The sequence below is a fragment of the Pseudoclavibacter sp. RFBA6 genome, from assembly GCF_002931575.1.
GTDB classification, from domain to species: Bacteria; Actinomycetota; Actinomycetes; order Actinomycetales; family Microbacteriaceae; genus Pseudoclavibacter; species Pseudoclavibacter terrae.
This window is the reverse complement of sequence record NZ_PSUA01000014.1, coordinates 1-13,216: the sequence shown is the minus strand read 5'-3', so window position 1 is coordinate 13,216 and position 13,216 is coordinate 1. Positions and strand designations below refer to the sequence as shown.

At 68.1% G+C, this 13,216-nt stretch carries 9 protein-coding genes; 4 read left to right on the top strand and 5 right to left on the bottom strand.

Annotated elements, in window-relative coordinates:
- Window positions 1-142: 142 nt before the first annotated feature.
- On the top strand, window positions 143-1,081 hold the full coding sequence (locus C5C17_RS14660; RefSeq protein WP_104254118.1) for an endonuclease domain-containing protein: 939 nt from the start codon (window positions 143-145) through the stop codon (window positions 1,079-1,081).
- Window positions 1,082-1,325: 244 nt separating this feature from the next.
- Here the strand turns inward: C5C17_RS14660 and C5C17_RS14655 are convergent, their stop codons facing one another.
- From C5C17_RS14655 to C5C17_RS14645, 3 genes are all read right to left on the bottom strand, one after another.
- Window positions 1,326-3,827: a glycoside hydrolase family 65 protein gene (locus C5C17_RS14655; protein WP_104254117.1), complete on the bottom strand. Its 2,502-nt coding sequence runs from the start codon at window positions 3,825-3,827 to the stop codon at window positions 1,326-1,328.
- On the bottom strand, window positions 3,824-4,660 hold the full coding sequence (locus C5C17_RS14650) for a beta-phosphoglucomutase family hydrolase (RefSeq protein WP_308471316.1): 837 nt from the start codon (window positions 4,658-4,660) through the stop codon (window positions 3,824-3,826). The genes C5C17_RS14655 and C5C17_RS14650 overlap by 4 nt, the downstream gene beginning before the upstream one ends.
- A 190-nt stretch (window positions 4,661-4,850) precedes the next feature.
- Window positions 4,851-5,501 carry a helix-turn-helix domain-containing protein gene (locus C5C17_RS14645; protein WP_258066234.1) on the bottom strand — a complete coding sequence of 217 codons (651 nt, stop codon included), beginning with the start codon at window positions 5,499-5,501 and terminating at the stop codon, window positions 4,851-4,853.
- Between the two features lie 58 nt (window positions 5,502-5,559).
- Here C5C17_RS14645 and C5C17_RS14640 point away from each other — a divergent pair, with 58 nt between their 5' ends.
- A complete protein-coding gene (locus C5C17_RS14640) occupies window positions 5,560-6,546 on the top strand; it encodes an NAD(P)/FAD-dependent oxidoreductase (protein WP_104254114.1) in 987 nt (328 codons plus the stop codon).
- A gap of 92 nt (window positions 6,547-6,638) precedes the next feature.
- On the opposite strand, the gene C5C17_RS14635 is transcribed toward C5C17_RS14640, so the two are convergent.
- Window positions 6,639-9,044: a PhoX family phosphatase gene (locus C5C17_RS14635; protein ID WP_104254113.1), complete on the bottom strand. Its 2,406-nt coding sequence runs from the start codon at window positions 9,042-9,044 to the stop codon at window positions 6,639-6,641.
- 234 nt (window positions 9,045-9,278) lie between these two features.
- Window positions 9,279-9,929 (bottom strand): hypothetical protein, encoded by a 651-nt coding sequence (locus C5C17_RS14630; protein ID WP_104254112.1) that lies wholly within the window; start codon window positions 9,927-9,929, stop codon window positions 9,279-9,281.
- A gap of 437 nt (window positions 9,930-10,366) precedes the next feature.
- On the opposite strand from C5C17_RS14630, the gene C5C17_RS14625 reads away from it, so the two are divergent.
- Window positions 10,367-11,401, top strand: coding sequence for an LLM class flavin-dependent oxidoreductase (locus tag C5C17_RS14625; RefSeq protein ID WP_104254111.1), 1,035 nt, complete (start codon window positions 10,367-10,369; stop codon window positions 11,399-11,401).
- 139 nt (window positions 11,402-11,540) lie between these two features.
- Window positions 11,541-13,010 (top strand): NAD-dependent succinate-semialdehyde dehydrogenase, encoded by a 1,470-nt coding sequence (locus C5C17_RS14620; protein ID WP_104254110.1) that lies wholly within the window; start codon window positions 11,541-11,543, stop codon window positions 13,008-13,010.
- The last annotated feature ends 206 nt before the right edge of the window (window positions 13,011-13,216 follow it).

Sequence of the window (13,216 nt, the reverse complement as noted above, 5' to 3'; positions counted from 1 at the left end):
GCTGGCAGCGATCGGTCGGCCCGGGGCCTACAGGGCGAGGGCTGAGCGCCACTCGGTGGTCGGAGACCCTGTGGATACGGTCTCCTCCACAGGTGACGATCGCACTTCGAGACGCAGGCAGCGGCGAAACTAGCGTCGCGGCATGCGCACTCCTCGACCCCTGCCGGAGAACCTCATGACGAGCGAGGGATTCTCGACCGCACAAGCCGTCGACAACGGAGTCTCGAGGAAGCGGATGAGGGCGCGCGACCTCACGACGTCGCATCACGGCATCCGAGTGTCTGCTCGGGATCTCAGCCCGTATGACCTCGATGAGAGCTTCGCACGGGCAGGGCTCGTCGACGGGCAGGCGCTCGCATGCGCGTCGGGTGCACGGTGGTGGGGTCTCCCGCTGCCAAGGGCGTTGGAGGATGAGATGGTGACACACGTCGCGGTCGCGCAGCCGGCGCATCCGCCAACCGGCAAGCGGATACGCGGGTATCGTCTCGACACGAGGCGCTTCGAGACGTCCGAGCACCGAGGAGTGCTGACCCTCTCGCCAGCGACCCTGCTCGCGCAGCTCGCAGGGCGCCTCGATCTGACGCGAACGGTGATGTTCGCGGATGCGCTGCGCACGTCGTTCGACCACTATCCACGTCGAAGTCCACTTGTACCGATGCACTCGCTCGAGGAGCTCCGCACGGTGGCGAAACGCTGGAAGGGACGGCCAGGGGCCGCGAATCTCCGAGCAGCGCTTGAGCTCTCGCGGGAGGGGTCGGAATCCCCCAAGGAGACCGAGCTCCGGCTGCTGATCATGGGCGCGGGGTTCCCCGAGCCGGTCATCCAGTACAAGCTGAATGTGCCCGGATACGGGAACGCGCGCATCGATCTCGCGTATATCAGGGAGAAGATCGCCATCGAGTACGAGGGTGAGGGGCATTTCTTCGACGCCGCTGCCGCTCGCCGTGACCTGGAACGAACCGAGGCGCAGCAGCGGGCCGGCTGGCGTGTGATCCGCGTGACGGATGCCGACCTCCGTCGGCCTCGGAATCTGTTCGAGAGCATCTGCCGCGCCCTCGCCGAGCGCGGGGACCTGCAGTGAACGCTGCCAGCCAGATGGCCTGTTCGGCGCGTCGGGATAGGCCACTTGACTGGCAGTGCTTCGGCGACGCAGGCGCTGAAGGGCCAATTGGCTGGCAGCGATTGCGGGGTGAGCGCAGCGAGCTCGCGCGGAAACGGCGACGCAGCGAGCTCGCGCGGAAACGGCGACGCAGCGAGCTCGCGCGGAAACGGCGACGCCGCCTGCAGATGCAGACGGCGTCGCCGTTCGTGAAGGTGAGGAGTCGCTAGTCGAGGCCCGGGTCGAGGACCGCGTGGTCGACCGAGATCGTGGGGATGGATGCCGTGATGACGGAGCCGTCTTCGCGGATGGAGCCCTCGATGTCGCTGAGCGTCGGGTACCCCTCGAGCTCCCGGACGGCGCCGAGCTTGACGGTGGTCGGCTCGCCTGGGGCGATCGCGACGCGGCGTCCGCGCACGAACACCTCAGCGCCCGAACCGGTCTCGGCGGTGAACGTCATCAACTCCTGCTCCAGGTCGACGCGGATGCGTGACCCGCGCAGCGTGAGGTGGAACTCGAGACGCGGCCAGTCCGCTGGGAGGCGGGGATCGAAGGTGATCTTCCCGCCGTGGTCGCGCATCCCGCCGAAGCCGTAGACGAGCGCGCTCCAGATGCCGCCCGTGGAGGCGATGTGGATGCCGTCGCTCGTGTTGTGGTGCAGGTTCGCGATGTCGACGAACAGGGCCGTGGAGAAGTAGTGCTCCGCGAGATCGGCGTAGCCGACCTCCGCCGCGATGATCGACTGCACGACCGCGGAGAGCGACGAGTCGCCCGTCGTGAGCGCGTCGTAGTACTCGAAGTCCTTGCGCTTCTGCTCCGGTGTGAACTCGTTGCCCTGCAGGAGCAGCGCGAGCACGACGTCGGCCTGCTTGAGCACCTGGAACCGGTAGATGACGAGCGGGTGGAAGTGCAGCAGCAGCGGGCGCTGCGACGGCGGCGTGTTCTCGAGGTCCCACAGCTCCTTCTCGAGGAACTGCGCGTCCTGAGGGTGGATGCCGAGCTTCTCATCAAATGGCAGGTACATGGCCTCGGCGGCGGCGGCCCACTCGACCAGCTCTTCCTCGGCGAGGTGGAGGCGCATCGTGAGGCGTTCGAAGGAGGCCGGGTCGGTCTCGCGGAGTCGCTCGCACGCGGTGTAGGCCGCGCGCAGGTTCGCCTTGGCCATGACGTTCGTGTACAGGTTGTCGTTGACGACGGTCGTGTACTCGTCGGGCCCGGTGACGCCGTGGATGTGGAAGTGGTCGTCTCCGCCGGTGCGCCAGAAGCCCAGGTCAGCCCAGAGGCGGGCTGTCTCGACGAGGATGTCGATGGCGCCCTGCGCGAGGAGCTCGTCGTCGCCCGTGGCTGAGACGTACTGCATGAGGGCATGCGAGATGTCCGCGTCGATGTGGTACTGGGCGGTGCCGGCTGCGTAGTAGGCGGACGACTCGAGGCCGTTGATGGTGCGCCACGGGAAGAGCGCGCCCTTCTGGTTCATCTCGTGCGCCCGCTGGCGTGCCGCGTCGAGCATCTGGTGCCTGAAGCGGAGTGCGTTGCGTGCCACGTTCGGTGCCGTGTAGCTGAGGAACGGGAGGACGTACACCTCGGTGTCCCAGAAGTAGTGGCCGCCGTATCCGGAGCCGGAGACGCCCTTCGCGGCGATGCCGCCGCCGTCGGTGCGGGCGGTGGCCTGCGCCAGCTGGAAGAGGTTCCAGCGCGTCGCCTGCTGGTACACGGGGTGGCCGTGGATGACGATGTCGCTGCGGTCCCAGAAGTCGTCGAGCCACTCGCGCTGCCACGTGTACACGTCGTCGACGGGGATCTCGCGCATGCGGTCGAGGGTGCGGTCGGCGCGGTCGGCGAGCTCACGCGTGGGCACGCTCTTCGACGTGTGGTATGCGACGTGCTTGATGATGCGCACTGGCATGCCCGGTTCGGCGCGCACGCGGAAGGCTGTCTCGGCGAAGTCGGCGTCGACGCGGGTCGTCGCATCCCACTCGTTGTCGGTGATGATGTCGTGGTCTGCCGCGACTGCGATGGTCATGCCCGAGTGCGTGGTGCGGTAGGCGAGCATCGAGCGGAGGCCCTCCTCGCGTGCGATGCGGGACTGGAGGACGCGGTCGGTGAACGATTCCGCCTTGCGCGGGTCGAACGCGACCTCGGTCTCCTTCTTGCCGCGCTGGAACTCGTCGCCGCCGTCCTGTCGGTTGATGATCTGGCTCGACAGCAGGATGGATGCGCCGCGGTCGACCATCTCGACCTCGTAGTCGAGGAGCATGTAGTGGCGGTCGGTGAACGACACGAGGCGGTGCGAGCGGATGCGCACGTGCTTGCCCGACGGCGTGCGCCAGTCGAGCTCGCGGGTCAGGACGCCGTCCTTGAACGAGAGCACGCGCGAGTAGGAGAGCAGGTCTGCTTCGCTGATGACGAGCGGCTCGTCGTCGACGAAGAGGCGGATGATCTTCGCGTCTGGGACGTTGACGATCGTCTGCCCGACCTGGGCGAAGCCGAACGCGTCCTCGGCGTGGCGGATGGGCCACGTCTCGTGGAATCCGTTGATGAAGGTTCCGTACATGTAGCCGTCGCGGCTCTCTTCGAGGTTGCCTCGGAGGCCGAGGTAGCCGTTGCCGGTGGCGAAGAGCGTCTCGACGAGACCCTGCGAGTTGGCGTCGAATTCGTGCTCGACGAGTGCCCACTCGTCGAGCGGGAACCGGTGCCGGTCCAGCGGGTCTTCCGTGGAGAGGTTCATGCGTTGCCTTCCTTGCTGTCTGAGACGACAGCCTTGCTGTCTGAGACGACAGCTGTGCTGTCTGAGACGACAGCTGTGCTGTCTGAGACGACAGCTGTGCTGTCGGAGTTCGTGAACACTGGCACGAGCTCTGCGAGGTCGTCGACCACGGTGTCGGCCCCTGAGGACATGAGCTCTTCGTGGCTCGCCTCGCGGGACACTCCGATGACCAGGCCGAAGTCGCCGTCGCGTCCTGCTTGCACGCCGGAGTGGGCGTCCTCGACGACGACGCACTGCGCCGCGGTGAGGCCGAGCAGCTGGGCGGCGTAGAGGTAGGTGTCCGGGGCCGGCTTGCCGGCGATGCCGTGCTGTGCGGCGACGAGGCCGTCGACGACGGTCTCGAATCGGTCGAGGAGGCCGGCTGCCGTGAGCACGGGTACCGCGTTGCGGGAGCTGGAGACGACGGCGACGCGCAGGCCGTGGTCGACGGCGGCGTTCAGGAACTCGACGGATCCCGGGTAGGCCTTGACGCCGGTTTCGGCGAGTTCCGAGTTGAAGGTGTCGTTCTTGCGGTTGCCGAGGCCGCACACGGTCTCGAGTTCGGGCGAGTCCTCGGGGGTGCCGTCTTCGAGCGTGATGCCTCGGGAGGCGAGGAACGACCGGACGCCGTCGTAGCGGGGTTTGCCGTCGATGTAGCGCAGGTAGTCGTCGTCGGTGTACGCGGGGCCGACGCCTTTCAGCGTGAGGTAGTCGGTGAAGAGCCTCGCCCATGCGCGCATGTGCACCTCGGCGGTCGGCGTGATGACGCCGTCGAGGTCGAAGAGTATGGCTTGTGAACTGGTGAGCTGTGTCACGTCTCGGAGACGAGGAGCGATCATTGCATCCGACCTTGCATCGTTGGGTGGCGCCGTGACGCCGTTCTATGGTGCACGACAGAATTCACCGGTGTGCTCCTCCCTCGATGCACACCGCAGATCCCCGGCGCGGTGATCAATATCGTAGGGCGTCCTTGGGGTGGGATGCGTCCATTTTCGGACGATCCGTTCAGCCTGTTTCGTGGATGTGGCTGCGCTCCGCCTGACGGCTGAAGAGGGAGAGGATCTCGAGGGTCGTCGCGCCATCGTTGGTCATGGAGTGCGGTCGGGTCGTGTCGAATTCTGCGGCTTCCCCTGCTTCGAGAATCGTGACCTCGTCGTCGAGCTGCAGGCGGAGTCGGCCTGCTAGGACGTAGCACCATTCGGTGCCTTCGTGGACGCGCAGCTGGACGGGCTTGCTGCGGTCGGCGGGCTTCTGCGGGGCGACGAGCACTTTGAAGGCCTGCATGCCGTCGGTTGCGCGCGAGAGCGCGAGGTAGACGCGGTCTCCGCGCTTGACGGGTTTCGGGTGGATGCGCGGGTCGCCGGTGGAGGGGGCGCCGACGAGGTCGTCGAGCGGCACTCGGTAGCAGCGCGCGAGTGGGAGGAGCACGTCGAGGGAAGGTCGACGTCCGCCGGATTCGAGGCGCGAGAGCGTGCTGACGCTGAGGTCGGTCTCGTCGGCGACCTCGCTGAGGGTCATGCCCCGCGCTTGTCGGATCTCGCGGAGCCGGGGTGCGACACGGCTGAGCGCTTCGGGGATGCTGGCCGTCTGCTCCGAGACCGTGTCTGGTCCGGCGGTGTGGGCGGTGTGGTCTGACCCCTGGTGCGCATCCATCATGTTGCGAACCTAGCAAACAGAATTGCCAAAAGCGAGACTCGGCGCGGAGACTCGACGCATGACACATCAGGATGCGTCGCTGCGAGCGGCAGACACCGAGGCTCAGCTGTGGGACGCCGTCGTGATCGGGGCCGGCCCAGCCGGGCTGAGCACTGCGCTGACGCTGACGAGGGGGCGTCGGCGCGTCCTCGTGATCGACCACGGGGTCCCGCGGAATCGCTTCACCGACCACATGCACGGGGTGCTCGGCCACGAGGGGCTCGCGCCTGGCGAGCTGCGCAGAATCGGGAGGGCCGAGGTCGAGGCGCACGAGGGGATGTTCGAGGACGCCCAGGTCGCGGCGGTGGACTCGGTCGCCGACGGCGACGGCACCCGCGTGCGCATCGCGACGACCGATGGCCGGACCTTCCGGGCGCGGGCAGTGGTGGTGGCGACGGGGCTCCGCGACGAGCTCCCCAACCTGCCCGGATTGCGTGCGCTCTGGGGTCGTGGCGTGTACGCGTGCCCGTTCTGCGACGGCTACGAGCATCGCGACCGACCGATCGCCGTGCTCGCGAACGGCGACCATTCCGACATGAAGGCCCACCTCCTGCGCCAATGGAGCGCTGATCTCGTGCTCCTCGTGAACGGGTCGTTTGCGCTCGGCGAGGCCGAGGCGAGGGCGCTCACCGCGCGGGGGATCCGCATCGAGCGCTCCGGTGTCGACGAGGTGCTCGCGGGTGACGACAACCGCGTGCGGGGCGTGCGCCTCGCGAACGGCACCGAGCTGGCACTCGAGGCGATCTTCACGAATCCTGCCTTCGTGCCGCTGACGGACTTCCTCGAAGGGGTCGAGGTGCGGGGCACCGAGCATCCGGACGCCCGCGTCTGGGTCGTCGGCAACGCGGGAGACCCGCGCGCCAACGTGCCCGTCTCGATCGGCCAGGGCGCGACGGCCGGGGGTGACGTCGCGTTCGCCCTGCTCATGGATGAGATCGCAGCGGCGACCGCGGAGAGCGAACCGTCCGTGGTGGAGAGCGCGGTCTCCGCGGAGGCTGCCGCCTGACTCCAGTCCCTGCCTTGAGGCGCAGCGGTCAGGTCGCCCGGGGTCCCAAGTCTCGCAGCGCGCCGCTTGGCCTGGCGGCCGACGGGAACTGCCTACGCCGAGTCGCTGTCGCCGTCGCCGGCCTCGGCGGGGCGTTCACCGCGCCTGCGGATGGCGGCAGCGGTCGCGAGGGCGCCGGCGGCCAGCACGGCGGCTCCGCCTATGGTCGGCGCGAGCAGCTCACCGCCGGTGGATGCGAGTCCGTCGGGTGTCGCGGTGGGGCTCGGGGATGCCGTAGCCCATCCGGGTGCCGAGGCGCTCGGCGTGGGAGACCCGGTCGCGCCTGGCGTGCCAGTGGGAGAGGCGGTCGGCGTCAGGGGTGGGGTTGAGGTCGGTGCGGGCGTTGCTGTCGGGGACGCCGTCGGAGTCGGCGGGATCGGCACCTCGACGAGCTGCTCCTTGGGAAGCACCTGCACGATGGTGGGCCGGGGGCCGGCGAACGAGCCTGCCGGCGCGGGCGTTCCAACGGGGACGAAGTCGGGGAACAGCGAGTTCTGCGTCTCGAAGGAGCCGTCTTCTCCGGGGTGCTGGACGGCGACGAACACGTGGCGCTCGCTGTCGTGGATGACCGGCCCGCACGTCTCGCTCTCGCGAGGCACGGCCAGGAACTGCTCGACCTTGCCGCGGTCCGGGCCCTCCAGCGTCACACGGAAGAGGCCGTCGTTGTAGCCGATCGTGCTCGGGGCGCCGTCGGTCGAGATCCAGAGGTTCCCGACGGAGTCGAACGCGAGGTTGTCCGGGCAGGAGATGGGCGACACCTGCGCCGCGGGGAAGCCGGAGAAGTACGCCGACGAGTTCGTGGCAGGGTCGCCGCAGAGCAGCAGCAGGTTCCAGGTGAAGCTCGTGGCCGTCTGGTCGCCCCCTGCCTCGGTGATCTCGACGACGTGCCCGTCGCGGTTCTCGGCGCGCGGGTTGGCCTCGTCGGCACTGGCGCGGCCCGGGGTGCCGCGGTTCGTGTTGTTGGTGCAGGCGACGTAGACCTTCCCGGTGAAGGGGTTCGGCTCCACATCCTCACAGCGATCCATCTTCGTGGCGCCTGCGAGGTCTGCGGCGAGGCGAGTGTTGACGAGCACCTGGTCGACCGACATGCCGGCGATCTGGGACGCCCCGCCGACGACGAGCGGCAGCCAGGTGCCGGTGCCGTCGAAGGCATCGTCGCTCGGGAGTGCGCCCGACCCCGTGATCTCCGAGGTGGGGGAGTTGCCCGCGAACTGCGCGACGTAGAGGTCGCCGTTGGCGAGCAGCGTCATGTTGTGGGCGCGGTTGCCCTCGATGTACGTATCGCGGGACACGAACTTGTACAGGTAGTCGAAGCGCTCGTCGTCACCGGTGTAGGCAACGACCTTGCCGTTCGCGGCGATCGAGATGTTGGCGCCCTCATGCTTGAGGCGACCGAGCATCGAGTGCTTCTTCGGTGTGCTCGTCGGGTCGAGCGGGTCGATCTCGATGATCCAGCCGAAGCGGTTGGCTTCGTTCTCGTACCCGGCGTTCCGGGTGTCGAAGCGAGGCGCATCCAGCTCCCAGCCGCGCGCCGTCTCGCTGTCGGAGAGACCGTACCGCTTGTCCTCCGCGGAGACCCCGGGGGAACGGAAGTAGCCGTTGAAGTTCTCCTCGCCGGAGAGGATCGTGCCCCACGGGGTCGTGCCGCCCGCGCAGTTGCCCAGTGTCCCATTGACCCAGCGGCCGGCTGGGTCCTCCACGGTCGAGAGGAGTGGCGATCCCGCGGCTGGCCCCGTGACCTCGTAGACCGTGTTGAGCAGGAAGCGGCGGTTGCGCTCGGCGCCCACGACGTAGTTCCAGGGGTGCTCGGCGGAGGCCCGCTCGAGTTCCACGACCGTGAGGCCGTGTGCGGCACGGCTGACGGCCCGCACTCGCGCCTGCTCGTTCTCGAGCTGCGCTGCCGGGAACATGATGTTCTCGTTCGTGTACTCGTGGTTGACGAAGAGCACGGCGCGCAGGCCGTCGGAGCCGTCGAGCGGCAGGATGTCGGTGTAGTCGCAGTTGTAGCCGAACTGTCGGGCCTGCGCCGCCTCCGTCTGGTTCGACGGGTCGAAGAGCGGGCTGTCGGCGAAGAGCGGGTCTCCCCAGCGGATGAGGGCACGCCAGTCGTAGCCGTCCGGCACGGTGAACGTGTCGGACATCGCGTCGACGGGCGAGATCGGGGAGAACTCGAGCGGCGAGGCGGCGGGACCGAACGGTGACGCGCTCGGAGCAGCCTCGGCGCGCGGCGCGGCGCTGAAGGCGAGGGTGATGGCGCCCGCGAGCCCGGCGCTCGCGCCGAGCATCGCGCGACGCGAGAGCTGGGCGGACACGATGTCGCGGAAGTAGGAGTTCGAGGAGGTGTTGCAGACCTCGCCCGTGCAGGCGTTGGCGCATTTGAGGGCGCAGGTCACGGGGCTCCGCTTGCCCTTCGTGTGCCCGAGCATCGGGAGGAACGTGCGGCGCGAGACATCGGTCATGGGAGGGCTCCTTCGTCGGTGACCCGACGAGGCAAGCAGTGCGTCTCGAACGTTCGGGGGCGTCCGGGTGAATGCCCGGTGAACGCCCGTGAGGGCGTCCTAAGCTGAGCATGCACGTCGGTGGAGCCTCTGGCGGTCCCTCCGGGGAGGACGTGCCCTGTGTGCCAGCGAAGCAGGGCTCTCGCTGGCGCGATGCCGGGAGAGCCCTACCTGGAGCCACCTACTGCGAGCGCGTCAGGCGCACGAGATCGTCGGCGCGGAGATGCCGATGTCATCCGTGGAGACCGCTGAGCCCCGCGCCCGAGCCGTGTGGGTGTATGTGAGCGTGACGGTACCCGTGGTCGCCGCCGTGAAGTCGAAGTCGTCGTTCACGACACTGAAGTTCGCCCCGCCGGTTCCTGCGTTGGGAAGCAGTGTCGCGCCGGCGAGGAGGCCGGTCTGCGACTGGTAGGTCTTCACCGTGGTGGGGGTTGCGTATCCGATCGCGATGGTGAGCGTCTGGCCGCTCGACGGGGTGGGTGCGCCCTGGTTCGCCTGCATCGAGTACGCGATCGAGTACGTCGTTCCGGCTACCACGCTGAAGGTCACCGTTCGCGTCATCGTGTAGTTCGAGGCCGCCGGTGCGTCGCACCAGAGCCAGTAGCGCCCCGAGGCTTCCGGCTGCACCCCGCCGCACGTGCCGCTGCTGGTGGTTCCGGCGAACGCCGTGGTCCAGTTCCCCGAGGAGTACGAGACGTTCACGGGGGCGCAGGGGCCGCTCGCCGCGTGCGCGGGCGTGACGGCGGCGAGCGACACGATCGGCACGCTCCATGCGGCGGTCCTGAGAATCGTGCGTCGGTCCTGCGTCGTCGTCGTCGGTCGCGTTGAGCTGGGTGTCGTGGTCATGTGTTCCTCGTTCTGGGCTGTGCTGAAATTCCTTACGCCCAGCGAAAATGCGGCTGAAGTACGATCGGATTGCGTGTTTACATTACACGAGGATGTGACTCACGAGTAGTGGCATCTGGCTGGCTTGCAGAGCCTGCGAGGGCGCGCTCGGGATCTCCGCATGGCGACGCGGTGCCGGTCGGGGATCACCTGAGGTGTCTGGATGCCCTGAGTTGACGTGCCCGGGTATTTCTTGGCATCATCATCGAACTTCATTCGATTGCATAGATCGCCGCCTCGGCCAGACGGGCTCGCAGCGTGGCAGTCGACCACAAGCCGCGCCGCCTCGGGGATGCCGTGTTCCCCCGGGGCGGCGCTTTTTCGTCCCCGCCGAGCTTCAGGCGGATGGCTTCCGGCAGTAGAGTTCATGCAATTGCATTGAAATGGATGGAGCTGCCATGACCGGCACGATCGAGTTCGGCCTCAACACCTTCGGCGACGCGACCAACGACCTCCAAGGGCAGCCGCGTTCGCACGCCCAGGTCATCCGCGACGTCATCGAAGAAGGTGTCCTCGCCGAGCAGGTCGGCATCGACGCGTTCGCGGTCGGTGAGCACCACAGGGATGACTTCGCGATCTCGACCCCGGAGACCGTGCTCGCCGCCATCGCCGCCCGCACCGAGCGCATCCGCCTTGGCAGTGCGGTGACCGTGCTCAGCTCCGACGATCCCGTGCGCGTCTTCCAGCGCTTCTCGACCGTCGACGCCATCTCCAACGGGCGCGCCGAGGTCATGCTCGGCCGCGGCTCCTTCACCGAGTCCTTCCCCCTCTTCGGACTGAACCTCCAGGACTACGAGGTGCTCTTCGAGGAGAAGCTCGACCTGTTCATGAAGATCGCGGCGGGCGGGCCGGTCAGCTGGAGCGGAACCGTTCGGGGCGCGCTCAACGACGTGACCGTGCATCCGCAGCTCGAAGAAGGGCGCCTTCGCACGTGGGCCGCCGTCGGCGGAACCCCGCAGTCCGTCGTGCGCGCCGCACAGTACTCGATGCCGCTCATGCTCGCGATCATCGGCGGCGAATCGGCACGCTTCGCACCGTTCGCCAACCTCTACCGGAAGGCCAACGAGCAGTTCGGCCAACCCAACGGCCCCATCGGCGCGCACTCGCCCGGGCACATCGCCGAGACCGACGAGCAGGCGCGCGAAGAGCACTGGCTGAACTACCGGACCATGATGATGCGCATCGGCAAGGAACGCGGCTGGTCGCCCATGCAGTACGAGCAGTACGTGCAGGAGGCGGGGGAGCGCGGCGCGCTCTACGTCGGATCGCCGGAGACCGTCGCACGCAAGATCGCCGCGACCGTGCAGGTGCTCGGACTCCAGCGCTTCGACCTCAAGTACAGCGCGGGCACGCTCCCGCACGAGCACAGCATGAAGGCCATCGAGCTCTACGGAACGAAGGTCATCCCCATGGTGAGGGACCTCCTCGCCTGATTGTGCGGATGCACGGCCCCGGGCTTGCGGGCTGGGCGAATTGCTCGTGAAGCGCCCAGCCCGCACGAGTAGCGTTGGAGCCCGGAGAACGCTTGAGCCCGCCACACTCGAGCCCGCCAACAACCGAGGAGTTTGCACTATGACGTACCCCAACGAAGCGGAACTGCTTGCGAAGGTCCCCGGCCAGCTGTTCATCGGCGGCGAATGGGTGGACGGCGCGGACGAGCCCTTCGCGGTCAACGACCCGTCGACCGGCACGCCCCTGAAGCACATCGCCAACGCCAACCCAGAGCAGGGCATCCAGGCGCTCGACGCGGCTGTCGCCGCTCAAGAGGACTTCGCGCGCATGGCCCCCCGTGAGCGCGGCGAGATCCTCCGCCGCGCCTTCGACATCCTGCAGGAGCGCCGCGACGAGATGGCGCTCATCATGACGCTTGAGATGGGCAAGCCCCTGGCGGAGGCGCAGGGCGAGGTCACCTACGGTGGCGAGTTCCTGCGCTGGTTCAGCGAGGAAGCCGTGCGCGTGCACGGCCGCTACGGCACGCAGCCGGAGGGTACCGGGCGCATGATCGTCTCGAAGCACCCGGTCGGCCCCGCGTTCCTCATCACTCCGTGGAACTTCCCGCTCGCGATGGCGACGCGCAAGATCGCGCCAGCGATCGCCGCAGGCTGCACCTCGGTCGTGAAGCCCGCATCCCTCACCCCCCTCACCACGCTCTACTTCGTGAAGATCCTCGAAGAGGCCGGCCTGCCCAAGGGGGTAGTAAACGTCATCACGACCCGCAGCACCGCGGCCGTCTCGTCGCCGATCATCGCCGACCCGCGCCTCCGCAAGATCTCGTTCACCGGGTCGACCGGAGTCGGCCAGAGCCTCATGAAGGAGGCAACGAAGAACGTGCTGCGCACGTCCATGGAGCTCGGCGGCAACGCGCCGTTCGTCGTCTTCGAGGACGCCGACCTGGACAAGGCCGTCGAAGGCGTCATCGCGGCGAAGTTCCGCAACATCGGGCAGGCCTGCACGGCCGCGAACCGCATCCTCGTGCACACGGACGTCGCCGATGAGTTCGCGCGCCGCGTCACGGAGAAGGTGTCCTCGTTCAAGATCGGGCGCGGCACCGAGGAGGGCGTCGTCATCGGCCCGCTCGTCGAGGACAAGGCCGTCGACAAGGTCGCGTCGCTCGTCGACTCGGCCGTGGCCGCGGGTGCCGAGCTGCTCCACGGCGGCAAGCGCGTCGAAGGCGACGGCTCCTTCTACGAGCCGACCGTGCTCAACCGCACCCCATCCTCCAGCGAGATCTTCCGCGAGGAGATCTTCGGACCCGTCCTCTCGATCACGACGTTCGCCGACGAGGAGGAGGCCATCCGCCTCGCCAACGACACCGAGTACGGCCTCGTCTCCTACGTGTTCACCGAAGACCTGAAGCGCGGCCAGCGCCTCATCGACCGCATCGAGACGGGCATGATGGGCCTCAACATCGGCGTCCTCTCCAACGCCGCGGCGCCGTTTGGCGGCGTCAAGATGTCGGGCATCGGACGCGAGGGAGGCTTCGAGGGCATCGAGGAGTACCTGTACACCAAGTACACGCTCACCCCGAACCCCTACGCGTAAGCACGCGCACCTCCCACATCCACCGATCCCGCCGTCAGCCTCGTGCTGGCGGCGGGATCGTCGTCTGACGCCCCGCGCCTCCCCGTCGCTGCGCCCTCCCCGTCGCTGCGCCCTTCGCGTCGCTGCGCCCTTCGCGTCCCGCGTCCCCGCGACCTCCTCGTCTCCGCGCTTCCGCGTCCACTGCCACCCACGCCCCCCCCCGCATC